The organism is Rhizobium sp. WYJ-E13 (assembly GCF_018987265.1).
GTDB lineage: Bacteria > Pseudomonadota > Alphaproteobacteria > Rhizobiales > Rhizobiaceae > Rhizobium.
On record NZ_CP076854.1, the window covers coordinates 1178474 to 1202774 of the forward strand.

Sequence of the window (24301 nt, forward strand, 5' to 3'; positions counted from 1 at the left end):
AGGTGCCGCCCTCCATGGCACTGCACCGGTCTTAAATCATTCCGTCAGAACGGCAATCCGACGTAGTTCTCCGCAAGCGCAGTCGAGGCGGCGCGGGAATGGGTGAGATAGTCGAGTTCCGCTTCCTGGATCTTCTGGTCGAAATCATCCGTATCCGGGAAACGATGCATCATCGTCGTCATCCACCAAGAGAAACGCACGGCCTTCCACACACGGGCGAGCGCCTTCTGCGAATAGGCGTCTACCCCGGCACTGGAGCGATCACCGTAGAACTCGCTCAAGCCTCCGAACAGATAATGCACGTCGCTGGCGGCAAGGTTCAGCCCCTTGGCACCGGTCGGCGGCACGATATGGGCGGCATCGCCGACCAGGAACATGCGCCCGAAACGCATGGGCTCGGCCACGAAGGAGCGCAGCGGCGCAATCGACTTTTCGAAGGAAGGCGCAGTCTTCAGCGCCTCGGCGTGATGGGCTGGCAAGCGGCGGCGCAGTTCGTCCCAGAAACGGTCGTCACTCCAGTCCGCGGCCTTTTCCTCCAGCGAACACTGGATGTAATAACGGCTGCGGGTCGCCGAACGCATTGAACAGAGCGCAAAGCCGCGCGGATGGTTGGCGTAGATGAGCTCATGATTGACAGGGGCGACATCGGCAAGCAGGCCAAGCCAGCCGAAGGGATAGACCTTCTCGAAGGTTCTGATTGCCTTTTCCGGAACCGCCTTGCGGCTTGCGCCGTGGAAGCCGTCACAGCCGGCGATGAAATCGCAGTCGATGCGGTGGGTGACGTCGCCCTTCTCGTAAGTAACGTAGGGTGTGCTGCCATCGAAGTCGTGCGGCGTCACATTGGCAGCGTCGTAGATCGTCACGGCGCCGCTTGCCTCCCGCTCGATCATCAGGTCACGCGTCACTTCGGTCTGGCCGTAGACGGTCACGCGTTTACCGCCGGTCAAGCCATGGAGATCGATGCGGTGATCGCGCCCGTCGAAAGCCAGCGAAAAACCATCATGCGGCAAGCCTTCGGCGTGCAGGCGCTTAGCGGACTTCGCCTCTTCCAGCAGGCGGACCGTGCCTTCTTCCAGAACGCCGGCGCGAACGCGCCCGAGGATATAATCCTTGCCTACGCGATCGAGGATGACATTGTCGATCCCAGCGCCGGTCAACAACTGACCGAGCAGCAGGCCTGATGGCCCCGAGCCGATGATGGCGATTTGGGTGCGCAATTGCTTCCTCCCCGCAATTTGTCTTTTGCCAGATTCTGACCTGCTACCTCTCATGCGGCAATGGACTTTCCCACCGAAAAATTGCACAAAACGAACATGGGAACGGGAGGAAACCCATGACGAGACATGTGCCGACCTATGAACTCTACGGCGAGGCATCGGGCAAGGAACCCGATTTCTGGCTGCATTGCGAAACAATTCCCTCGCGCAGCAGCCTTCACCATTGGGAGATCAAGCTGCACCGGCACGCGAGTTTCTTTCAGATATTATACATCGACGCCGGCGCGGGCGATGCCATTTTCGGGGAGCGCAGCCAGAGCATCCAGCCGCCGGCAGTCGTCACGGTTCCTCCCGGGTTGGAGCACGGTTTCCGCTTTTCGAAGGATATCGATGGCTTGGTCATCACGATGCTGAGCGCCAATCTCAGCCACCCTCCCGGAGACCGCAGCCGGCTCGGCGAATGGCTTGCTGTGCCGCATCTCATAGCGCTCGATCCTGATGATCCCGACGCCGCCTATCTCATGCAGAGCCTGAGGCGGCTCGGCGATGAATATCGCAACAACCGCAGCGGCCGCAGCGAGCTTCTCGCCTCCTATGCCGCATTGGCGCTGCGGCTGACGGCGAGAATTTCCTATCAGGAGGATATCAGCCAGTTCCCCACCGATGAAAACGAACGGCGGATGGAGCACCTGACTGGCCTCATCCAGCAGCATTTCCGTTCGCACAGACCTGCCTCATTCTATGCCAGGGAAATCGGCATTTCGCCGACCCATCTCAATCGTATAGTCCGATCGATGACCGGAAAGACGGCTCACGACCTGATCGCCGGCAAACTCGTCGACGAAGCCAAGCGCGAGCTCGTTTTCACGCTCGCGAACGTTCAGGAGGTCAGCTATCGGCTTGGCTTTGCCGACCCGGCCTATTTCTCCCGCTTCTTCCTCAAGCACGCCGGCGAGACCCCCAAGGATTGGCGCAAGCGAGCGAAGAACAGGCTTGAACGAGCCTAGGCTGTGCGGCGCGCCGGGACGTCCTCAAGGAAGTCCTCGATGAAGCGCTTTTGCAGCAGGATGCCATCCCACTCATCCGCAAAGAACGGCGAGTCGTAGATCAGCGTGTAGGGTCCGGCGTAACCAGCCTTTTCGCACATTTCCAGGCAATGACGGTAATCTGCGGCATCAAGTCCGGAGGCATTGTAATCGGCCTTGGCATGGCAGATTTCGGCCCGGCGCATGATATTCGCCAGCCCTTCATATTTCGCCGGCGCCGCCCAGTTTCCGAGGTCGCCATTGAGACCGATCTTGCCGTCGAGTTCATCAAGCAGCCAGTTCACTTCCCTCGGTGAGGGCAGAAGGGCGAACCAGTTTTCGGTGACAACGCGCACGCCGCTTCCCTCCGCTTGCCGGGCCAGCCACTTCAGATGCCGCGCGGAACGCGCAAGGTTCTCCTCGTTAGGCGCCTGCTTGCCGGCGATGACGCGGATGCGCTCGGCGCCGAGCTTCTTTGCGATATCGATCCAACCGGCAATCCAGCCTGTGTCACGTTCCGCCGTCTCACCGTTGCTGGGATCGCCATCCTCGACGAGCAGCGTCTGGAAGAGAATGTTGGAGGCCTTAAGCGCATCGCGAAATTCGGCGAGATAAGAGGCATCCAGGCTCGGCAGATGGAACGAGCAGACCTCTAGCCGGCCAAGTTCGCGTTCGGCGAGCATGCCCGGCACTTCGAGCAGGCTGACGGTGCCTGGCCCATAGGGCTCCTGGCGTGTCGCGCTTTTCTGCGGATCGGGACTATAGGGGTGGGTTGCACCCAGCATCCGGTGAAGCGACCATGTGGAAACCGCAAACCGGCCATTCTGCAAAGCCTGCATCTTTCATCTCCTCCCTTTTGCACTCTGGCAAGAATGGCGTGCGGCTTCAAGCCCGCAACGCTAAATCCGGTCGCCGCGAATGATCGCTTCTGCCGCCAGAGAAACCGCGAGCATTGCGTCATCCCGGTTAGCCGGGGCCGACAGAAGGAAACCAACCGGCATATCCGCCTCACCCTTTCCGCAGGGAATGGAAACGCCACACCAGTCCAGAAAATTGCCGAGCGCCGTATTGCGCAACGTCTTGCCATTTGTGGCAACGAAGAGCTCGTCGTCGCGCTCCAGTGCGGCGATCGGCGGTGCGACATGGGCAACCGAGGGGAAGGCGATCAGGCGATTGCCGATCAGACGCTCCGTATCGGCGATCAGTCGGGCACGCGCAGCAAGAATGGCGATATAGTCGGGCATGCTGGTCTTCTCGCCAAGACGAGTGCGCATGACGACACGATGATCCATGCGCGCAGCCTCCGGCCCTGCAAGTCGTTCGCGATGGAGGGCGAAGGCTTCGGCGGTCACGAGAGCTCCATGTTTTGCCATCAGCGCAAGGATCTCGTCGAAAGCCGGGATTTCGAGCGGGCTGACAAGCGCACCGGCAGCGCGCAGCCGCTTCACACCGCCTTCGAAGGCTTCGGCGACGCCAGCACCCAGACCGTCGAACACGACGTTCCGCGGTGTTACGATCTCGATGCCTTTCAGGGACTGCCAAGCAATGGTCGGCGCGGTCAGACCGCGCATGGCGGCATCGACCCAGATGGCATCCTGCACGGAACGGCAGAGCGGGCCGAGGGAATCGAGGCTCGTTGCCAGCGGATAGACGCCTTCCATGGCATAGCGTCCGCGCGTCGCCTTGTAGCCGACGATGCCGTTCAGGGCGGCAGGAATACGCACCGAACCGCCGGTATCCGTGCCCATCGCAACCGGCACAAGGCCTGCGGCAACGGCGACGCCCGCGCCGGAAGACGACCCACCGGGAATACGCGGTTCGTCCCTGCTGTGAGGATTTTCCGGCGTCCCATAATGCGGATTGATGCCGAGGCCGGAGAAAGCGAACTCGCTCATATTGGTACGGCCGATCGCCAGCATGCCGGCATTCTTGAGCGTGGTGACGACGGCAGCGTCCCTTTTAGCGGGCGCATCGGCAGCCAGTACCACCGAACCAGCCGTGGTTGCCATGCCTTCGATGTCAAAAAGATCTTTCCAGGCGATCGGAATGCCGTCGAGCGCACCGAGCGAACGGCCGTCGCGGATACGCTTCGAGGAAGCGTGGGCTTCCCGCAATGCTCGCTCGCGCAACAATACGGTAAAGACCGCCTTGTCGGCATATTGCTCGATGCCGTCGAAGATCGCCTCTGCGACGTCAACAGGATCAGCCTTTCCGCTCTGGATGATGAGGGAAAGCTGAGCGATCGACATCGCGCCGAAAGTAAGGGCCATGGGGGAGAGTCCTGTGGATATCACACAGGATTTACCGCCTATCATTTCGCAGGACCAGCCCTTGCACGGCTTTTCACGACGATTGGTACGATTTTGTGAACACTGAGTTTGAATTAGCCCTCTTCAATTTATCGCAATTAAGACACACATGCGGTGCTGCACGCGGGAAGCGGATAGGCGCGCCATTAGCTTGCCTTTCCAAGCCGCATCCCAGTGCATTGCAGGAGACTTGAAATGACACAATCTGAAACTTGGACCTCCGGTCACCAGGATATGGTGCACCAGCATGTGAAGGAGGACGTGAGCTACGGCGAAGCTGAACGCGACTACGCCGACCACGTCAGCGCGCAGAAGCTCTCGGTCCTGGAGCGGATCGTTGTCGTGGGCGCCCTCGTACTGCTGAGCTTTGTAGGCTTCACGGCACCGTCGGCACAGACATCAGCGACCGATCCGATGACGACCTCGGCTATTGAAGAAAAAGCACCTCCAGGTGATAGTCTGGTGCCACATCACCAGCGCTACGGCCATTGCCGTGAAACAAGCCCCTACGCAGACAAGGTCTGCTGAGAACCAGCGATTTTTGCCGGGCATGGAAATCTTTCGTCTGACGTGCATAAGAAGCATAGAAAAGGGAAAGAGCCATGGCCGGTGACGTAGACTACGACCTCCACCGCTTCATCGAAGCGCAGAACGGCATATACGAACAGGCTCTTACCGAGCTGAAAACCGGCCGCAAGCGCTCCCACTGGATGTGGTTCATTTTCCCACAGATCGCCGGTCTTGGGACGTCTTCCATGGCGGAGAAATATGCCATTCGCTCCGCGGAGGAAGCGTCAGCCTATCTCGCCGACCCAATCCTCGGCAGCAGACTTTTGCGCTGTGTCGAGGCGATCATCTCTATTAACGATCGCAGCGCCCACGATATTATGGGCGCACCCGATGATCTGAAGCTGCGCTCGTCCATGACGCTCTTTGCTGCGGTCAGCGACCACGGCTCGCCCTTTCACAAGGCAATCGAGCGTTTCTACGATGGAAAATTCGACGAACGGACAATTTCGATTCTGAGCGCCGGTAATAATTAAGCCGGCGAGCGCTCCAGCGCCGCAATCTCCTTGGTGATTTCTTCGAGGCGCTGTTTCAGATCGTTTTCCGTACCATCGTCCACTTCCTCTTCGCCGAAGCAGTAACGTGCGTCGTAGAGTTCGAGCTTGGCTTCAAGCTCGGCACGTCTGGCATATAGCCGCCGGAGATAAGCGTAATTCATCTCTGCCTCCAGATTGCTCCCAGATCAGCAGAATAACGGCCATGCACCTCCAAGGTTCCCAAGACTGAGCACCTTGGTCGCGTGGGGATCAGCCGAAGGCGGAGATCGCCACGTTGCACGCTTTTTCGAAATGGCAGGAACAGCCGCCATCCGTCATGGCTTGACGGGTGACGCGCGCGCCCTCGAGCAACAGCGTCAGCGTGTCGGCAAGAAGTTCCGGCTCACGTGCACCGGCAGCCACGCAAAGAGCCGCGAGCCGGTTGCGCTGCATGGCCTTGTGGCGCTCGATCAGCTCGTGCGCCGGATGGCCTTCGCCCTTCAATTCGATGGCGGCATTGGCGAGATCGCAACCTGCTGGCTCGCCGTTCAGACAGTGAGCCCGATCTTCGACCCAGGCAAGCAGCTGGGCGCGCGCATCACCAGGATGGGCAGCTTCGAGATCGCGCCAGATCTTCTCGGCCTTGTCGGAGGCGCGGCGCAGTGTCTCGCAGACCAGTTCATCCTTGGAGCCGAAATGCCGGTAGAGGGTCATCTTGTTGGTGGAGGCAGCATCGGCGATGGCATCGACGCCAATGCCGCGAATGCCGCGCTCGCGGAAAAGCTCCGAAGCCGTCGAAACGATACGCTCCCGCGGCGGGATTCGATCATCTGAAACGGCTGCGGAGATTTCGTTCAATGTTTCTGATTTTTTCGCGGACGAAGTCCTTGACATCGATGTGACCGATCGGTAACAAATGTATTGTTACTTACCGGTAACACCACTCTTCGCGGAAGTCAATGCCAAGAGCGCTTGGCAGCGGGAGTGGAACACGGGCGACCGCCCACGAAAGGAGGACTGCACCATGAGAAAGACCAGAGAAGATTTGACCATTTCCGAAGCCCTTCGCGACCCGCTGATCGCCATGGTGCTGCGCGCCGACGGCGTGAAGCTTGACGACTTCAAGCAACTCCTCGAGACGGCCGCCCGCAAACGCGAGCCGCGTACCTCCACGGCGAGCGATATGATCGGGTCCTTTGCCAGCCGCGCCAATCTGCCGGCGATGCCCTGCTTCGGCTGATCTGACCGCTGGCCTTACAAGGCCCGATCGGCACTGGGGTTAAGCCCTGCCCCAGACGGGCTGCCGCTATCAACAGGCGGCAGCCCTTGCAACATGGTTGGTTGGGCGCTTCACGTCTCCGGCATTCCGGAGTTGCGAGTTTTTTAAACATCCAACCGATTATGACTATGTCTCCCAAGACGATAGAACGCTCGCCGCCGGTGACGCCGTCATCATGACAATGTTCACCGGCGGTGGCTTTGCAAGCCGCAGACTCCGACTTGCCATCGCTGGCCGCATGCTAGGCCGGAGACATAGCCCGCATCCGATCAGCAAATATCAGCTCTGATAGGTCAAGAACTCGGGCTGGGCCTTGTTGTTCCTGCCTACGGCTCTTTGTGCCGTTGCAATTTAGAGCGATGGCCAATGCCTGCGCCGTATTCGGCATTTGACCCCAAGTTCTTTAGCCACCTCAACCTGCGCCGCTTGAAAGCGGTATCCGCTGGGCCGCTATCAGGCATTTCCGTAAGCTCGCAAGATTTTGCGATTTGCTTCGCAAGCAGCTATGCCATAGTAATGTAACAGGCTCGTATAGCATAAGAGGTACGTTGAGTTGGACGGAAACACATCACCCGCAATCTCCGAAGATGGAAGCCCGGCCGAAGAGACCGGCACCAAGGGTAGCCGCCGCGCGCGTGTCAGCGGTATCGACCGCGCGCTGCAGGTGATCGACCATCTTTACGAGACGGGATCCCCGGCCGGCGTCTACGCCATTGCGAAAGCTGTGAAGGCGCCGCTTTCGACCGTCTATGTCATCGTCGACGATCTCGTCGAAAAGAACATGCTGACGCGACAGTCCGACGGTTCGATCTGGCTCGGCTCGCGGCTTTACCATTATGGCCTTGCCTATGCCCGCTCGCTCGACTTCATGAGCGTTGCCACACATGAAATGCACGACCTTTGCCGGCAGGCCGGCGAGACCGTTCAGGTCTGCGGTCGTGACGGCGATTACATGCTGGTGCTCGCCATGGCCGATGGCCCCAGCCATTTCCAGGTCGCCTCGCGTGTCGGCACCCGCGTACCGCTCAACTGGACGGCCTCCGGTCGCCTGCTGGTCGGCCACCTGCAGGAAGACGAGCGCGTCGAGCTCTTCAAGCGCTGCGCCCGCTCCTCGCCGACCGGACGCGCCGAGATCGATCCCGCTACACTATCGCAATCCGCCGGCAAGGCCTTCGAAGCGCGCCTGTCGATCCAGGCCGGTGAATCCGACTATGCCGTCGCCTGCATCGCCTCGCCGATCTGCGATCGTGAGGGCCAATGCGTCGCCACCATCTCCATCGTCCTGCCGGAACAAAAGGCCTTTTCAGACGAGAGCCATTATACCAGGCAGGTGCGCAGCTCTGCGGAACGCATCGAAAGGCTGATGGGCTGGCGCGGTCACTAAAGAGCCTGTCACAGTCTTTAAGCGCGACGATCGCCTCGATTTCGACGGTGATATTTCCAGGCAGTTTTGGCCTTGCGGGATCCGGCAGCCTCTCGAGCAGGCGAGCTCTTCAAGAACCGCCTGGTCGAAATTTACCAATTTGAGATCGCTCAGCTTTCGAAGGCCGAATAGCCAATTTCGCTAAGATGATCGGCATCGGCAATCGCATCGATGGCCGAGATTCTGTCTCCATGGAAGCTGAGGGACAGGACAACACGAAGCTCGCCCTGGACGCGGATGATGAGGCCGACCTCGCCATCCACAAGCGCGACTTCGGCGGACTGCGCCCTTCCCTTGAACATTTTGGCCACGGCATCCACGCCACGAAGCGGAACAACCCCGCCAGTGCGGGCGGCGGTCGCATCCGGCCGGAAGACGGCGTCCGGCGCGAGCAAGGCTATCAGCCCTTCCAAGTCGCCCTTGCGAGAGGCAGCAATAAAAGCTTCCGCAATGCTGCGTTTGCGAGCCAGATCGACCTCAGGCGTTTCAGCCTGCCCGCTGACCCTGCGTCGCGCACGGCTCGCAAGCTGCCGGGTGGCGGCAGCGCTGCGACCGATGATCGTGGCGATCTCCTCGAAGGGAAGATCGAACATGTCATGCAGCACGAAGGCGACACGCTCTGCAGGCGAGAGCGTTTGCAGCACGACAAGTACGGCTATGCCAACCGAATCGGCAAAGGCTGCCTCGCGCTCCGGATTGCTGGCAATATCGGCGATTGCGCCATGCGCCGGCAACTCCAGCGGCTCTTCGCGTCGCGTCTTGCGTGAGCGCAGCATGTCCAGGCAGATGCGCGCCACGACCGTCGTCAGCCAGCCGGCGAGATTGTCGACGCCAGACCTGTCCGACCGCGTGAGGCGCAGCCACGCTTCCTGCACCGCATCCTCCGCTTCCGTACGCGAACCGAGCATGCGGAAGGCGACGGCCCGCAGATGCGTCCGGTTCGCCTCGAATTCATCGGCCAGCCAATTTTTCTCGTTCATTGGTCCACTCCTCATCCCGTCATGTCAAAGACCATGACGAACGGAAGCCGGACGATGTGACAGGAGCAATGTCGCATCAAGCCCCCGCGAAATTTCTCCGGCGACTTGACCTGCCGCATTTTTCATTGGCTGATGGCGCGCAGATCCCTCCCTATGGTGTTTCACTATGTCCTTCCGATTTGATAGTTCAAAACAATATGCCGCCTTCCTGTTCGACATGGACGGCACGATCCTGAGCTCGACTGCGTCAGCAGAGCGCGTCTGGGGACGCTGGGCCGAGCGGCACGGGCTCGATGTCGAAAAGTTCCTGCCGACCATGCATGGATCGCGCGGTATCGACACGATCAGGCGGCTGAACCTTCCTGATATCGACGCCGAGGCGGAAGCAGCTGAGATTACTGAAGACGAAATCCGCGATGTCGACGGCGTCGTGGCACTTCCGGGTGCTGCAGATTTTCTGGCGTTGCTCCCACCGAACCGGTGGACGATCGTCACCTCCTCTCCGCGTCGCCTTGCTGAGCGCCGGCTCGAGGCAGCCGGCTTGCCGATGCCGCGGGCCATCGTGACGGCCGAGGATGTGACCGTCGGCAAGCCTGACCCGCAATGCTACATCCTCGGCGCCGAGAAGCTCGGCTTTTCCACGCGTGAATGCCTGGTCTTCGAAGACGTCGAAGCCGGCGTGAAGGCAGGAGCGGCAGCCGGAGCCGATATCATGGTCGTCACGGCCGCCGGCCACAAACATTCGCTGCAAGGCTATCCCGAAATCGAACATTATGCCGATGCGACCGTTCTCATTGCCGACAGCGGCCACCTCTCGATCAAGCTTTGATCGGCCAAGCTCTGATCGGCCAAGTTTTGATCGGTTTGCCGCACCCGCTTGAAAGGAATTGCCATGAAGCCGGAAATCGTCTGCCTAATGATGTCGTCGCTCGACGGCGGTCTGCATCCGAGCAAGTGGACAGAAAGCCCTGATGGCAGCCGCAAGGAATGGTCTGCGCTCTATCAGAGGATCCATGAAGAGCTGCAGGGGGACGCCTGGATCGTCGGGCGCGTGACGATGGCCGAAATGGCGAAGGGAGAACCGCATCCGCCGAAATCGGCCGGTGCTGTGGAGCGGCCGAACCATTTTGCCGATCGCGTGGCAAACAGCTACGCGATTGCCCTCGACACCTTGGGCAAACTGCATTTCACGCGACCGGAGATCGATGGCGACCATATCGTCGTCATCCTCGGCAACGGGGTGCCGGATACGCATCTTGCGGAGCTTGCCGCCGACGGCATCTCCTACATAGTCTCGCCTTCCGCCGAAATCGACCTACCCGCAGCGCTCGAGGTGCTGGACAAGGAACTCGGCATCCGCAAGCTGCTGCTGGAGGGCGGAGCCGCGATCAACGGCGCCTTCTTTGCCGCCGGGCTGATCGACGAGTTCCATCTGCTCATCGCTCCGGCGCTGGATGGCAGCGGCGGCCAGCCTGTCGTCACCTTTGACGGAGGACTGGCGGGCAAGACGCAGCTCTCACTGATATCGGCCGAGACGATGGGCAATGGTGCTGTCACCCTGCGCTATAAGGTCCACGCCTAACGGGCATGATGGACAGTGCAGGTATGCGGGCCCGACCAGCGATAGCACGAAGCAGGTCGGCGATGGCGGCTTTGACCGAGCAGTCGACAGTCGTTTTGCTTCCCATCTTTTTCTTCTGTTCTCGTCACATTGCCTCATCCTGATCCGTCAAACCTATGACGAACGAAAGCCGGCGACATGCCGGCCCTGCGTCAAGGGAAACACGCAATCAGGAGATTGAACATGCAAGAGAGAATGGGAAATCCAGCCCTCGTCATCCCGGAAGCCATGCAGGCACTGAATGCTCTCGGTAAAGTGCCTGCTGCGGCCGGACTTGCGCCGGGATTTCTGGAAATCATCTATCTGCGCGCCAGCCAGATCAACGGCTGCAGCGTCTGTATCGATGGGCATTGGCGCATCGCCCGCAAACATGGGGAGACCGACGAGCGGCTCTTCGTCGTCGCAGGCTGGCGCGAGGCTCCCTATTACAGCGATGCCGAACGCGCAGCACTTGCCCTGACCGAGGCCGTCACCCGCCTCAGCGACCGCGCCGATCCGGTATCTGACGAGGTCTGGGACGAATGCACCCGCCACTGCGACGGCAAGAGCCTTGCGGCCCTCGTCATCGCGATTGCCAATATCAATGTCTGGAACCGGCTGAACGTCGCCACCCGGCAGATTGCGGGGAAATGGAAGCCGTGACCCACGGCTTCCCCGTGCTTAGATGATGCCGCCGCCGCCGGAGACCGAAGCCGGGCGCTCGGCGGCGACTTTTCTGCGGTAGCCACTGGCGCGGAAGGTAGCGACTGGATCGATCGCGCCGCCGGCGCGGCGGCGGGCTTCGGCCAGGATCGGTTCGACATCGGCGCGGTAAGCGCGCTTCAGAGTCTCGGAAGCCATCAGCGCATCGTTATCCTGCTGGTAACCATCGAGCGCCTTGCGGTCGACGATCAGGGCCTGGGCATAGGCACGGCGGATTTCGTTGGCGCTGTTGATCAGGCTTTCGATCGGGTCCGTCACATTGTGAGACTGGTCGATCATGTGAGCCGGATGGAAATCACTCACGCCGCGCTGTTCGGCATCGACCAACTCGTTGAAAACGAGGAACAGGCGATAGGGCTCGATCGCACCGGCATCGAGATCATCGTCGCCATATTTCGAGTCGTTGAAGTGGAAGCCGCCGAGCTTGCCAAACTGGATCAGGCGGGCGACGATCATCTCGATGTTGGTGTTCGGTGCGTGATGGCCAAGGTCGACAAGGCAATGCGCCTTGGGGCCGAGCGTCTGGGCGATCAGGTAGTTGGTGCCCCAATCCTGTACGATGGTCGAATAGAACGCCGGCTCGTACATCTTATGTTCGGAGAAGAGCCTCCAATCGTCCGGTAGCGCCTTGTAGATATCTGCCATCGAGGCGAGGTAACGCTCGAACGCCTTGGTGAAATTGCTCTGGCCGGGGAAGTTGGAGCCGTCGCCGATCCAGACGGTGAGCGCCTTGGAACCGATCGCCTTGCCGATCTCGATGCATTCAATGTTATGCTCGATCGCCTGCCGGCGGGTCGCCGCATCGGTGTGGCTGAGCGAACCATATTTATAGGTCAGCTTCTGGCCGGGTGCGTCCGAGAAGGTATTGGAATTCATCGCGTCGAAGCCGAGACCGAGCGCATCGCCCTTTGCCTTCAGCTCCTTCGCATCGGTCTTGTCCCAGGGAATATGCAGGGAAACAGTGGGGGTCGCCCGTGTCAGCTCGTTGATGACGGCGCAATCGTCGAGCTTGTCGAAAATGCCGCGCGGCTCGCCCGTTCCGGGGAAACGGGCAAAGCGCGTGCCGCCGGTGCCCACGCCCCAGGAGGGGACGGCGACGGAGAACTCCGCCACCTTGCGGGTGATCGCCTCGATATCGACACCGCGGCGCGCAAGCGTTGCACCCAGCGCTTCGTAGTCGGCTTTCAAGGCCGCAGCGCGCTTGTCGTTTTCCGCCGCGACCAGATCCGGCGCAATCCTGGATTCTGTCATCTGTTCCTCCCAGAAATTCTGTTGCGGCGGGCGTGGCCCGCCGCTCGCTATCAGCGGGTAAAGCTCTGAACGTTGCCAGCGTCCACGTTGATAATATTGCCTGTCGACTTGGCCGAAAGGTCCGATGCCAGGAAGTAGACGGCCTCGGCGATATCTTCCGGGAACACGTTCAGCTTCAGCATGGAACGCTTGCGGTAATGTTCCTCCAGATCGTCGACCTCGATCTTCGAAGAAGCCGCGCGCTGTTCGCGCCATTCGCCGCTCCAGATCTTCGAGCCGCGAAGAACGGCATCCGGATTGACGGTGTTGACGCGGATGCCGGCATCTGCGCCTTCCAGCGCCAGGCAACGGGCAAGATGGATTTCGGCAGCCTTTGCAGTGCAATAGGCAGCTGCCCCCGGCGAAGCGGCAAGGCCGTTCTTCGACGCGATGAAGACAACGTTGCCGCCGAGCGCCTGACGGCGGAACAGCCGGAACGCTTCACGCGAGACGAGGAAATAGCCGGTCGCCAGAATGTCGATATTGCGGTTCCAGGTCGACAGCTCGGTCGTTTCGATCGGCGCCGATGACGCGATGCCTGCATTCGAGACGAGGATATCGATGCCGCCAAACTCGACGCAGGATTCGGCGAAGGACGTAATCACTCCGTCTTCCTTGGTGACGTCGAGCTTCAGAGTGCGAACCGCATCGGCCCCGTATTTCTTCACGAATTCGGCTTCCGTCGATTCGAGCGCTGCCTGGTCGATATCGGCCAACACCACGCAGGCGCCCTCGCCGACCAGACGAGCAGCCGTTGCGCGGCCAATGCCGCCGGCTCCGCCGGTGACGAAGGCGACCTTGCCGGCAAGGCTCTTCGGCTTCGGCATGCGCTGCAGCTTGGCCTCTTCCAGCAGCCAGTATTCGATGTCGAAGGCTTCCTGCTCCGGCAGTCCCTGATATTCAGAGACCGTGGAGGAGCCGCGCATCACGTTGATGGCGTTGACATAGAATTCGCTGGCGATGCGAGCCGTCGCCTTGTCACGGGCAAATGAGAGCATGCCGACGCCCGGCACCAGGAAGATCACCGGATTGGCGTCACGCATGGCCGGCGAATTGTCGCGCTTGCAGGCATTGTAGTAGCGGGCATAGTCCGCACGGTAATCTTCGAGCGCCTTGTCGAGGCCGGCGATGATGGCATCGACATCGGGATTTGCCGGATCGAAATCGATAATGAGCGGGCGGATCTTGGTGCGCAGGAAATGGTCAGGGCAGCTGGTGCCGAGCGCGCCGAGCGGACGCAGGTTCTTCGAATTGACGAATTCAAGCACCGCATCCTGATCGTCGAAATGGCCAAGCTTGCGTTCCTGCTTGCCGATGCGTCCCCGAATTTCCGGCATCAGGCGGGCGGCGATGGCGCGACGTTCGGCAACCGGCAGGCTTTCAACGACGGCGCCGCCGAAGATCGTCTTGCCTTCGGTCTGCCCGGCAAACCACTCGATCGCCTTGTTGATGATATCGAGCGTCAGCTCGTAGCAGGCCTTGGCGTCGTTTGCCCAGGTGAAGAGGCCGTGGCTTTCGAGCACGACGCCCTTTGCGTCAGGGTTCGCCTTGACGAAGGCTTCGAGATCAAGGCCGAGCTGGAAGCCCGGACGGCGCCAGGGCAGCCAACCGATCGCGTCGCCGAAGATCTGCTTGGTCAAATCCCTGGAATTCTTGGAGGCAGCAATCGCAATAATCGCATCCGGGTGCATGTGGTCGACATGCGTATAGGGAACGAAGCCATGCAGCGGCGTATCGATCGAAGCGGCACGGGCGTTCAGGTTGAAGGTGCAATGCGGCAGGAAGCCGACCATGCGGTCTTCGTCTTCAACACCCCTGTAGATGCCTTTCAGCGATTCCAGCTTGTCCTGATAAAGCGTCGCAAAACCGTCGAGCTTGATCGTGCCGACATCGCCGCCCGAGCCCTTGACCCAGAGAACCTGAACCTTGCCGCCGCTTAGCGGATCGGTCTCCATGACCTTGGCCGAGGTATTGCCGCCACCGTAATTGGTGATGCGCTTGTCGGCACCGAGCAGATTCGAGCGATAGAGAAGCTTGCCGGGATCATCGAGGCCCGCCGCGTAAGCATCATCCCATCGGTTGTCGAGAAGTCGAACCTGTGCCGCCATGCCATCCTCCCATAAAAGGCTTTGAAGCACTCTGGTGAGCGCTCGTTTCGGTCACGGTATCGCGCATCGAAATGCAGCTTGTCAATCGAAAACGATCAAATTCGATTATGTTGCATCGCGATATGAAAATTTATGATCGTTCCTGATTGACAGGCTTTAACAGATACGAAATAAATATGACAAGAGGAGGAGCCCAATGCACGAACGCGAACGCCATCGCATCATCTTGAGCGCTGTCCAGGAAAAGTCCGTCGTTACGATTCAGGACATTTCCGAGCTGACGGAGGCTTCTGAAGCGACAATCAGGCGCGACATTGCAGCTCTTCACGTGCAGGGCAAGATCCGGCGCGTTCGTGGCGGCGCGGAGGCTGTGCACCCGCCGCAGCTTGGAAATCTTGCAGGTCGCCCCTTCCGGGTGTCAGAATCCGTCAATATCGATAAAAAGCGCTCAATCGCGCGTGCGGCCGTCGATCTCTGCGAAGCAGGCGATGCCATCATCATCAACGGCGGCACAACCACTTTCCAGATGGTTCACTATATGTCCGGCCATCGCATGCAGGTTATGACCAATTCCTTCGCCATTGCCGAGCATCTGGTGAAGCACTCCAAAAACTCGGTGACGGTACCGGGTGGCGCAATCTATCGCGAGCAGAGCCTGATCCTGTCGCCCTTTGATAATGACGCGATCCGCAATTTCTATGCGCGGCGCATGTTCATCGGCGCTCAGGGCGTCGGCCCGCTCGGCATCATGGAGGCGGATGCCCTCATCATCCAGAGCGAGCAGAAGCTGATGCATCAGGCCGACGAGCTGGTCGTCATGGCCGATTCCAGCAAGTTCAATCGCCGGTCGAGCCTCATCCTTTGCGCGCTCGACCGGGTTTCGACAATCATAACCGACGACGGCATCGCCGATGAGGCTGCGCGTATGGTCGAGAATGCAGGCGTCCGGCTCGTTGTCGCGAGCCCAACGGCGCAGGCAGCAAAGGAGGATTCCTCGTCGGTTGCATGAGGCGCCGGCGAGGTGTGGAAGTCTAAATCTTAATGGGAGGACATGACATGAAACTTGCAAAGACACTTGCAATCGGCGTGGCTTTTGCCGTCGCCATGATGGCCGGCGCTGCAAGCGCCAAGGACATCAAGATCGGCCTCGTCGTGAAGTCGCTCGGCAACGGCTTCTTCGACGCTGCCAACAAGGGCGCTCAGGAAGCAGCCAAGGAACTCGGCGGTGTAGAAGTGATCTACACCGGCCCGACGAGCACGACGGCCGAAGGCCAGATCGAAGTCATCAACTCGCTGATTGCTCAGGGCGTTGATGCCATCGCCATCTCGGCAAACGATCCGGACGCTGTCGTTCCGGCTCTGAAGAAGGCTGCCCAGCGTGGCATCAAGGTCATCTCCTGGGATTCCGGCGTTGCTCCGGAAGGCCGCATCCTGCAGCTCAACCCGTCATCCAACGAGTTGATCGGCAAGATGTGCCTGACGCTCGCCAAGGATCATCTCGACGGCGGCAAGGGTGACTTCGCCATCCTGTCGGCCACCACGACCTCGACCAACCAGAACATCTGGATCGACCAGATGAAGAAGCAGCTCAAGGATTTCCCGGGTCTCAACCTCGTCACCACAGTTTACGGCGACGACCTCTCGGACAAGTCCTATCGTGAAGCCGAAGGCCTGCTGAAGTCCAACCCGAACGTCAAGGTCATCGTCGCTCCGACGACGGTCGGCGTTCTGGCTGCTTCCAAGGTCGTTGAAGACAAGGGCCTGGTCGGCAAGGTCTACGTCACCGGTCTCGGCCTACCCTCCGAAATGGCTGGGGCGATCAAGTCGGGCGCGACAAAGGAATTCGCAATCTGGAACCCGATCGACCTCGGCTATTCCGCAACGCAGATCGCCTATCACCTGGCAAAGGGTGATGCCGATGGCAAGCCGGGCAGCGAAATCGAAGCCGGCCGCATGGGCAAGATCAAGATTGGCGACAATGGCGAAGCCGCTATGGCCGACCCCTTCGTCTACAATGCCTCGAACATCGACCAGTTCTCCAAGGTCTTCTGATTTCCGGAGATCATGAACGAACACCCGGCGGCTTTGCCGCCGGGCTTCTCTTTCGATGGTGGTGAGCTTGCTGATGACCCCTGCCCTTCAATATCCCGTCACGGATCCAAAAGCCGACGACGCGGCCGCCATTCTCGAAATGCGCGGCATCTCGCAGATCTTTCCGGGCGTAAGAGCGCTCGATAATGTCAGCATCGCGCTCTACCCCGGCAAGGTGACGGCACTGATCGGCGAAAACGGCGCCGGCAAGTCGACGCTCGTCAAGATCCTGACCGGCATCTACCGCCCCAACGAGGGCGAAATCATCGTCGACGGCAAGCCGGTGCATTTCGCGACGGCGCAGGCCGCCATCGATGCCGGTGTCACCGCCATCCATCAGGAAACCGTGCTCTTCGACGAGCTTTCGGTCGCTGAAAACATCTTTCTCGGCCACGCGCCGCGCACACGCTGGCGCACCATCGACTGGAGCGAGATGAACAGCCGCGCAAGAACGCTGCTGACCTCGCTCGAAAGCAATATCGATCCGACGATCCGCCTGAAGGACCTCTCGATTGCGCAGCGCCATCTCGTGGCGATCGCTCGCGCCTTGTCGATCGAGGCCCGCATCGTCATCATGGACGAACCGACTGCTGCCCTGTCACGCAGGGAGATCGACGACCTCTTCCGCATCGTCGAGGGCCTGAAGGCAAGCGGCAAGGCCATCCTCTTCATCAGCCACAAGTTCGACGAGCTCTACGAGATCGCCGACAATTACGTCGTCTTCCGCGACGGGCGCGCCGTTGGGCATGGGAGGCTCAAGGAAACGCCGCAGGACGAAATCGTCCGCATGATGGTCGGCCGTGATGTCGAAAACGCCTTCCCGAAGATCGATGTGGCGATCGGCGGCCCGATTCTCGAGGTCGAGAAATACAGCCATCGCACCGAATTCCGCGATATTTCGCTGACGCTGCGCAAGGGTGAGATCCTCGGCATTTACGGCCTGATTGGCGCCGGGCGCTCGGAGCTCGCCCAATCGCTCTTCGGCATCACCAGGCCGCTCTCCGGCAGGCTGTCACTTGAAGGCCGGGAGATTTCGATCAATTCTCCGCATGACGCCATCCGCGCCGGTATCGTCTACGTGCCGGAAGAGCGCGGCCGTCACGGCCTGGCGCTGCCGATGCCGATCTACCAGAACATGACGCTTCCCTCTCTGGCGCGCACCTCGCGCAAGGGCTTCCTGAAGGCGGCGGAAGAATTCGCGCTCGCCCGCAAATATGCCGAGCGGCTGGACCTGCGTGCTGCCGCCCTGTCCGTGCCGGTCGGCACTCTGTCAGGCGGTAACCAGCAGAAGGTCGTCATCGGCAAGTGGCTTGCGACCATGCCCAAGGTCATCATCCTCGATGAACCGACCAAAGGTATCGACATCGGCTCGAAGGCTGCCGTCCACGGCTTCATCAGCGAGCTTGCCGCTGAAGGCCTCTCCATCATCATGATCTCCTCCGAACTGCCTGAGATTATCGGCATGTCGGACCGTGTGCTCGTCATGAAGGAGGGCCTGTCGGCAGGGCTCTTCGAACGCGATCAGCTTTCGCCGGAAGCGCTGGTGCGCGCGGCGACCGGAAATGCATGAGGTGACGGCTTGATGAGACTGATCAGAAAACGCGAAACCCTGCTCTTCGCCATCATCGTGGTGATGATTGCCGTCTTCTCGACGCGTGCTGCCGATTTCGCCACACCGGACAATCTCGCCGGCATCTTCAACGATACGGCAATCCTCATCATCCTGGCGCTCGCCCAGATGACGGTCATTCTGACGAAATCGATCGACCTCTCGGTCGCTGCTAATCTCGCCTTTACCGGCATGGCAATCGCGATGATGAACGCCGCTTTTCCCGGCCTGCCTCTGATCGTCCTCATCCTTGCGGCGGTCGTGATCGGTGCAGCCCTCGGCAGCATCAACGGCTTCCTCGTCTGGCGCCTCGAAATCCCGCCGATCGTCGTGACGCTCGGCACGCTCACCATATATCGCGGCATGGCCTTTGTCCTGTCAGGTGGGGCCTGGGTCAATGCCCACCAGATGACGCCGACCTTCCTTGCTATTCCGCGCACGCCGATCCTCGGCCTGCCTGTACTGAGCTGGGTTGCGATCATCATCGTTGCATTGATGTATATGCTGCTGCGCTACAGCCAGTTCGGCCGCTCGGCCTATGCAACCGGCGGCAACCCGACGGCCGCCGTCTATGCCGGGATCGATACCGGCCGGACGAAGTTCCTGGCCTTCGTCCTCTCGGGGGCGCTCGCCGGGCTGTCCAGCTATCTCTGGGTCTCGCGTTATGCAGTCGCCTATGTCGATATCGCCAACGGCTTCGAGCTCGATAGCGTCGCGGCTTGCGTGATCGGCGGCATTTCGATTGCCGGCGGCGTTGGCTCGGTCGCCGGCACCGTGCTTGGCGCGCTCTTCCTCGGCGTCATCAAGAATGCCCTGCCCGTCATCGGCATTTCGCCCTTCACGCAGATGGCGATCTCGGGAACCGTCATCATCCTCGCCGTCGTTTTCAACGCCCGGCGCGAGCGCAATCGTGGCCGCATCATCCTGCGGGATCGGGCGGCAGCGGAGGTCGCAGCATGAGCATGGTTTCCTCAACGCCCGAAAAGCGTATCATTCCCGATCGCCTCGGCACGCCCTTCAAGCGCATCATGTCGAGCTGGGAAGTGCTGCTCTTTGGGGTGGCCGTCCTGATCTTCATCTTCAATTCCGTGGCATCGCCCTACTTCCTCGATGCCTGGAACCTCTCGGACGCGACCTTCAATTTCACCGAAAAGGCAATGATCGCCTTTGCCATGGCGCTGCTCGTCATATCAGGCGAGATCGACCTGTCGGTTGCGGCCATCATAGCCCTTGCCTCGACGGCGATGGGTGCTGCAGCGCAGGTCGGCGTCGGCACGCCGGGCCTTGTGCTGATCGGCATCGGTACCGGGCTTCTCTGCGGCATCTTCAACGGTTTTCTCGTTTCGGTGCTGAAGCTGCCGTCGATCGTCGTCACAATCGGTACGATGAGCCTTTTCCGCGGCATCTCCTATATCGTGCTTGGCGACCAGGCCTACGGCAAATATCCGGCGGATTTCGCCTATTTCGGCCAGGGTTACGTCATCTGGGTTTTCTCCTTCGAATTCGTACTGTTCATCGTGCTGGCGATCCTCTTTGCCATCCTGCTGCATGCGACGAATTTCGGCCGACAAGTCTACACGATCGGCAACAATGATTTTGCCGCCCGTTTCTCCGGCATTCCGGTCGAGCGCGTCAAATTCATCCTCTTCCTGCTGACCGGTGTGATGAGCGGTGTCGCCGCCGTCTGCCTGACCTCGCGCCTCGGCTCGACGCGTCCTTCGATCGCGCAAGGCTGGGAACTCGAAGTCGTGACCATGGTCGTGCTCGGCGGCATCTCGATCCTCGGCGGCTCCGGCACGATCGGCGGCGTCGTCATCGCCGCCTTCGTCATGGGCCTCGTCACCTTCGGCCTCGGCCTGTTGAACGTGCCCGGCATCGTCATGTCGATCTTCATCGGCCTGCTCTTGATCATCACCATTGCGATCCCGATCATCGCCCGCCGCATCAAAGCCATGAGCGCCAAATGACCCTGGAAAAACACGCCTTCAAGATGAAGCTCAATCCCGGCATGGAGGCCGAATATCGCAGGCGCCATGACGAGATCTGGCCGGAGCTGGTCGATCTCCTGCACAAGTCGGGCGCCAGCGACTATTCCATCCATCTCGACCGCGAGACCAATACGCTTTTCGGCGTGCTGACGCGCCCGAAAGACCACACCATGGCGAGCCTGCCCGAACATCCCGTCATGAAGAAGTGGTGGGCGCATATGGGCGACATCATGGAAACCAATCCGGATAATTCGCCAGTTCAAAGCGACCTCGTCACCGTCTTCCATATGCCATGAGTGACTATCGCCGCATCGCCGTTCTCGACATCGGCAAGACCAACGCCAAGGTCGTCGTGCTGGACAGCGCGACGGGCGCTGAAATCGCCGTTCGCAAGCAGCCGAACACCGTCATACGCGATGGTCTCTATCCGCATTACGATATTGAAACCCTCTGGAATTTCGCGCTAGCCTCACTCAAGGCTTCCGCCAGGGAGCCGGGCTTCGACGCGATCTCGATCACCACGCATGGGGCAGCTGCCGCCCTGCTCGATGCAAATGGCAAACTTGCCATGCCTGTCATCGATTACGAGCATGAATACCCGCAGGACATCCGCGACGCCTATGACGCGCTCCGGCCGCCCTTTGCCGAGACATTCTCGCCACGCCTGTCGATGGGGCTGAATGTCGGCGCACAGCTGCACTATCAAAAGACCGCCTTCCCGGACGCGTTCGCCAAAGTCGCAAACATCCTCACCTATGCACAATACTGGTCCGCGCGGCTGACCGGTGTCGCGGCAAACGAGGCGACCTCGCTCGGCTGTCACACCGACCTCTGGAACCCGAAAACCGGCGCTTATTCCTCGCTGGTCGACACGCTGGCCATTCGCGCCCGGATGGCGCCGATCCGTTCGGCTTTCGATGCGCTTGGCCCAGTCCTGCCCGAAATCGCCGATGAAATTGGGCTTTCCGTGCCTGTCTATTGCGGTATCCATGATTCAAATGCCTCGCTACTGCCGCATCTCGTCGGCCGTGAAGCGCCCTTCGCCGTAGTCTCGACCGGTACATGGGTGATCAATTTCGGTGTCGGCGGCGATCTCGACCATCTCGACGCGAAGCGCGATGCGCTTGCCAATGTCGACGCCTATGGCCGCGCTGTGCCCTCCTCCCGTTTCATGGGCGGTCGCGAATTCGAAATTCTCTCGGCGGAAATCGGCGAGGTCAGCGATGCCGCTGCACGAACTGCCGTCGCTGATGTCATTGCCAAGGGTATCATGCTGTTGCCGAACGTGGCGACGGGCTCCGGTCCCTTCCCCGGCAAGGTCAGCCGCTGGGTGGGTGTGGAGGGCGCCAGTCGCCAAGAGCGATATGCCGCGGCCTGCCTCTATCTGGCGCTGATGACACAGGCCTGTCTCGGGCTGATCGGTGCAAAAGGCCCCGTTATCGTCGAAGGTCCGTTCGCGCTGAACGAGACCTACTTGTCCCTGCTTTCTGCGTTGACCGGCCGGGATACGATGGCGCTGCCGGGCTCGACGGGCACCAGCCAGGGTGCCGCGCTGCTTGCCGGCATCAGACCCGTTTCCAGCGCGGAAAAACACTTCGCACCCTCGGCAATCCCAGGGCTTTCCGACTACCGGGAGCACTGGTACGCCGCGATGGAATAACAGTCTTTCCAACGGTGCCCTTGTTCAGACCGGCTGTGCCGCTACTGTGGCACCTCTCGATTTGATGGAGGAGACAGCATGACTGATCCATTCGACCCGCGGGCGCTGGCCGCCAAGCTTTACAGCCTGCGCCAGGACGGAAAGCAGGAGCCGACAAGCGCCTTTCCGCTGCCGAACGATTTTCACCAGGGCATGGAAGCGCAGAATTTCCTGAAGGCCGATGAAGCTGTCGCCAGCAATGCCTGGAAGGTTACGGCCTCCCCCGAGGGCCAGCCGGTTACTGCGCCCCTCCATCCCTATGCTGAAGCCGTCTCCGGCGCGACGATCCCCTGGTATCCGGGGATGAAATTCGAGGCCGAAATTGCGGTGCGCCTCGGCAAGGACCTGCCGTATCGCAAGGGCGCACCCTACAGCCGCGCCGAAGTGCTGGAAGCAATATCCAGCGCCTATCTCGGCGCCGAACTGCTGGTCAGCGCGGTCAAGGAAAGCGGTGCTGTCTCCTTCCTTCTCTTCCTCGCAGACCGTCTCGGCAATAGCGGCTATGTGCTCGGCCCATCCATTTCGAAGAGCTTTATCGATACGGCCGCAAGCACGCCGGTGAAGGTCACCCATGGCAGCAAGGTGATCTATGATGGGCTTGCCAAGCATCCGAAGGGCGACGTCCTGTTCTGGCTCCTCGACTACATCAACGACCCGCTGCGGCCGGACGATTCGCTGAAGTCAGGCGCGCTCGTCACCACGGGTACGCTCAGCGGCGCCGTCGAACTCACCGAGCCCGGCGAGATCGATATCCGCTTCGGCGACAGCGCGCGGCTGACCTTGTCCGTCGTCTGATATCGGCTTTTTTGCACAACGAATCTGGGTGATTGTCATACCACTCTGCCTCCTGTATTAAACTTGAGTTTAATACGAAGGTTTATTCTGGCCATCTGGCCGGAGGCGGAAGTGGGAATGACGTTTCAACCGCGCATGCAGAACAAGATTCACGGTTTTTCCGTCACCAAAGGCGTCAATCGCCGGGTGTGGAACGGCATCGTGGCCGATGTCTGGGATGTCGAATGCGCCTCCCATTGCGGCGGCTACTACGTATCGCAAGACCCGCGGCTTTTCATCCTCCTCGAAAAGCGCGGGCCTGGCAATTCGCGGGTTAAGCTCTCGCCGCGTGCCCATGGCACAGTGCAAGACACCGAAAAACGGCCGATCTCCTATGTGCCGGCCGATATGGAGGTCTGGGCCGATCTGGTGGGTGTGCATTCGCTGCGCCATCTCGATATCCATTTCGATGTCGAGACCATCAGCCGAAGGCTCGGCGATGATCTCGATCCGCAGCGCCTCGCCAATGCTCAACTCCTGTTTTCCGACGAGCGCCTTTTGTCGCTTGCCCAGTTGATTGCTGCCGAATGCGTCAATCCGCAGCCGCTGCATGATCTCTATGGAGACGGCCTGTCGCTCTCCCTCATCATCGATGTGCTAAAGCTTACCAAGGTGCAGCCGCGCAAGCGCAGCAAGCTTGCAGGTTGGCAATTGCGCCGCGCCACCGATTTCATCGAGGAGAATTGCCTGCGCAATATCCGGCTGGAGGAACTTGCATCCGTCACCGGCCTGTCGCAATCGCATTTCAGCCATGCCTTCAAGGCATCGACCGGCGTTGCGCCGCATCAATATCAGACCAATGTCCGCCTCGACCGCGCAAAACATCTGCTCGTTGGCAGCGAATATCCGCTGACGACCATCGCTGTGGAAACCGGCTTTGCCGATCAGGCCCATTTCACCCGTGTCTTCCGTAAGAATTTGGGAACCACACCGGCGAACTGGAAAAAGGCGCAGATTGCCTGATTGCAACACGCCTGGGCATTTGCGTGCAGCGCGGAAAATTGCCCAAGAACGTTCAATTTCCACCCGATCGCGACAATCCGCCCGATTAAATTTGAGTTAAACACTCGACTTATTCAAGGC

The 24301-nt window shown here is 60.2% G+C and carries 25 protein-coding genes; 17 read left to right on the plus strand and 8 right to left on the minus strand.

The genetic code is table 11. From position 1 onward, the window contains the following. Window positions 1-44: 44 nt before the first annotated feature. Window positions 45-1217, minus strand: a complete 1173-nt coding sequence (gene pobA / locus KQ933_RS26925; protein WP_216759059.1) for a 4-hydroxybenzoate 3-monooxygenase — start codon at window positions 1215-1217, stop codon at window positions 45-47. 116 nt (window positions 1218-1333) lie between these two features. Here pobA and KQ933_RS26930 point away from each other — a divergent pair, with 116 nt between their 5' ends. Then, window positions 1334-2224 (plus strand): helix-turn-helix domain-containing protein, encoded by an 891-nt coding sequence (locus tag KQ933_RS26930; RefSeq protein ID WP_216759060.1) that lies wholly within the window; start codon window positions 1334-1336, stop codon window positions 2222-2224. Here the strand turns inward: KQ933_RS26930 and KQ933_RS26935 are convergent. Continuing rightward, window positions 2221-3081 (minus strand): sugar phosphate isomerase/epimerase, encoded by an 861-nt coding sequence (locus KQ933_RS26935; protein ID WP_216759061.1) that lies wholly within the window; start codon window positions 3079-3081, stop codon window positions 2221-2223. The genes KQ933_RS26930 and KQ933_RS26935 overlap by 4 nt on opposite strands. Window positions 3082-3141: 60 nt before the next feature. Then, a complete protein-coding gene (locus KQ933_RS26940; protein WP_216759062.1) occupies window positions 3142-4512 on the minus strand; it encodes an amidase in 1371 nt (456 codons plus the stop codon). Window positions 4513-4785: 273 nt separating this feature from the next. Between KQ933_RS26940 and KQ933_RS26945 the strand changes: the two genes are divergently transcribed. Both KQ933_RS26945 and KQ933_RS26950 read left to right on the plus strand, forming a co-directional pair. Further along, window positions 4786-5079, plus strand: coding sequence for a hypothetical protein (locus KQ933_RS26945; protein WP_216760828.1), 294 nt, complete (start codon window positions 4786-4788; stop codon window positions 5077-5079). A 74-nt stretch (window positions 5080-5153) separates the two neighbouring features. Further along, on the plus strand, window positions 5154-5594 hold the full coding sequence (locus KQ933_RS26950; RefSeq protein ID WP_216759063.1) for a DUF1810 domain-containing protein: 441 nt from the start codon (window positions 5154-5156) through the stop codon (window positions 5592-5594). Here KQ933_RS26950 and KQ933_RS26955 read toward each other — a convergent pair. Continuing rightward, complete coding sequence (locus KQ933_RS26955) at window positions 5591-5776, minus strand: hypothetical protein (protein ID WP_216759064.1); 186 nt, start codon at window positions 5774-5776, stop codon at window positions 5591-5593. The two genes, KQ933_RS26950 and KQ933_RS26955, sit on opposite strands and share 4 nt — an antisense overlap. Window positions 5777-5864: 88 nt before the next feature. Next, entirely contained in the window at window positions 5865-6488 is a 624-nt protein-coding gene (locus KQ933_RS26960) for a TetR/AcrR family transcriptional regulator (RefSeq protein WP_216759065.1), read from the minus strand. Window positions 6489-6618: 130 nt separating this feature from the next. Between KQ933_RS26960 and KQ933_RS26965 the strand changes: the two genes are divergently transcribed. Both KQ933_RS26965 and KQ933_RS26970 read left to right on the plus strand, forming a co-directional pair. Then, the gene (locus tag KQ933_RS26965) at window positions 6619-6834 is read left to right on the plus strand and encodes a hypothetical protein (RefSeq protein ID WP_216759066.1); all 216 of its coding nucleotides are present in this window, start codon (window positions 6619-6621) and stop codon (window positions 6832-6834) included. 592 nt (window positions 6835-7426) lie between these two features. After that, window positions 7427-8257: an IclR family transcriptional regulator gene (locus KQ933_RS26970; RefSeq protein WP_216759067.1), complete on the plus strand. Its 831-nt coding sequence runs from the start codon at window positions 7427-7429 to the stop codon at window positions 8255-8257. A gap of 149 nt (window positions 8258-8406) precedes the next feature. On the opposite strand, the gene KQ933_RS26975 is transcribed toward KQ933_RS26970, so the two are convergent. After that, window positions 8407-9276: a sigma-70 family RNA polymerase sigma factor gene (locus KQ933_RS26975; RefSeq protein WP_216759068.1), complete on the minus strand. Its 870-nt coding sequence runs from the start codon at window positions 9274-9276 to the stop codon at window positions 8407-8409. Between the two features lie 166 nt (window positions 9277-9442). Between KQ933_RS26975 and KQ933_RS26980 the strand changes: the two genes are divergently transcribed. The 3 genes from KQ933_RS26980 (at window position 9443) to KQ933_RS26990 (ending at window position 11539) form a co-directional block, all read left to right on the plus strand. Beyond that, entirely contained in the window at window positions 9443-10105 is a 663-nt protein-coding gene (locus tag KQ933_RS26980; protein WP_216759069.1) for an HAD-IA family hydrolase, read from the plus strand. A 63-nt stretch (window positions 10106-10168) separates the two neighbouring features. After that, window positions 10169-10858, plus strand: coding sequence for a RibD family protein (locus KQ933_RS26985; RefSeq protein ID WP_216759070.1), 690 nt, complete (start codon window positions 10169-10171; stop codon window positions 10856-10858). 222 nt (window positions 10859-11080) lie between these two features. Continuing rightward, complete coding sequence (locus tag KQ933_RS26990) at window positions 11081-11539, plus strand: carboxymuconolactone decarboxylase family protein (protein ID WP_216759071.1); 459 nt, start codon at window positions 11081-11083, stop codon at window positions 11537-11539. Between the two features lie 18 nt (window positions 11540-11557). On the opposite strand, the gene rhaI is transcribed toward KQ933_RS26990, so the two are convergent. Further along, entirely contained in the window at window positions 11558-12850 is a 1293-nt protein-coding gene (gene rhaI / locus KQ933_RS26995; RefSeq protein ID WP_216759072.1) for an L-rhamnose catabolism isomerase, read from the minus strand. Window positions 12851-12900: 50 nt separating this feature from the next. Further along, entirely contained in the window at window positions 12901-14997 is a 2097-nt protein-coding gene (locus KQ933_RS27000) for a bifunctional rhamnulose-1-phosphate aldolase/short-chain dehydrogenase (protein ID WP_216759073.1), read from the minus strand. Between the two features lie 196 nt (window positions 14998-15193). Here KQ933_RS27000 and KQ933_RS27005 point away from each other — a divergent pair, with 196 nt between their 5' ends. The 9 genes from KQ933_RS27005 to KQ933_RS27045 all read left to right on the plus strand — a co-directional run bounded on the left by KQ933_RS27005 (window position 15194) and on the right by KQ933_RS27045 (window position 24181). Further along, window positions 15194-16006, plus strand: coding sequence for a DeoR/GlpR family DNA-binding transcription regulator (locus KQ933_RS27005; RefSeq protein WP_216759074.1), 813 nt, complete (start codon window positions 15194-15196; stop codon window positions 16004-16006). 47 nt (window positions 16007-16053) lie between these two features. Beyond that, window positions 16054-17049 carry a rhamnose ABC transporter substrate-binding protein gene (gene rhaS / locus KQ933_RS27010; protein ID WP_183725586.1) on the plus strand — a complete coding sequence of 332 codons (996 nt, stop codon included), beginning with the start codon at window positions 16054-16056 and terminating at the stop codon, window positions 17047-17049. Between the two features lie 73 nt (window positions 17050-17122). After that, the gene (locus tag KQ933_RS27015; RefSeq protein WP_216759075.1) at window positions 17123-18658 is read left to right on the plus strand and encodes a sugar ABC transporter ATP-binding protein; all 1536 of its coding nucleotides are present in this window, start codon (window positions 17123-17125) and stop codon (window positions 18656-18658) included. A 9-nt stretch (window positions 18659-18667) separates the two neighbouring features. Next, window positions 18668-19657: an ABC transporter permease gene (locus tag KQ933_RS27020; RefSeq protein WP_216759076.1), complete on the plus strand. Its 990-nt coding sequence runs from the start codon at window positions 18668-18670 to the stop codon at window positions 19655-19657. After that, window positions 19654-20664 carry an ABC transporter permease gene (locus KQ933_RS27025; RefSeq protein ID WP_216759077.1) on the plus strand — a complete coding sequence of 337 codons (1011 nt, stop codon included), beginning with the start codon at window positions 19654-19656 and terminating at the stop codon, window positions 20662-20664. The genes KQ933_RS27020 and KQ933_RS27025 overlap by 4 nt, the downstream gene beginning before the upstream one ends. Further along, complete coding sequence (rhaM, locus tag KQ933_RS27030) at window positions 20661-20981, plus strand: L-rhamnose mutarotase (protein WP_216759078.1); 321 nt, start codon at window positions 20661-20663, stop codon at window positions 20979-20981. The genes KQ933_RS27025 and rhaM overlap by 4 nt, the downstream gene beginning before the upstream one ends. Then, on the plus strand, window positions 20978-22345 hold the full coding sequence (locus KQ933_RS27035; protein WP_216759079.1) for an FGGY-family carbohydrate kinase: 1368 nt from the start codon (window positions 20978-20980) through the stop codon (window positions 22343-22345). The genes rhaM and KQ933_RS27035 overlap by 4 nt, the downstream gene beginning before the upstream one ends. 78 nt (window positions 22346-22423) lie before the next feature. Next, window positions 22424-23179 (plus strand): fumarylacetoacetate hydrolase family protein, encoded by a 756-nt coding sequence (locus tag KQ933_RS27040; RefSeq protein WP_216759080.1) that lies wholly within the window; start codon window positions 22424-22426, stop codon window positions 23177-23179. A gap of 117 nt (window positions 23180-23296) precedes the next feature. After that, window positions 23297-24181 (plus strand): AraC family transcriptional regulator, encoded by an 885-nt coding sequence (locus KQ933_RS27045; RefSeq protein ID WP_216759081.1) that lies wholly within the window; start codon window positions 23297-23299, stop codon window positions 24179-24181. Window positions 24182-24301: the final 120 nt, after the last annotated feature.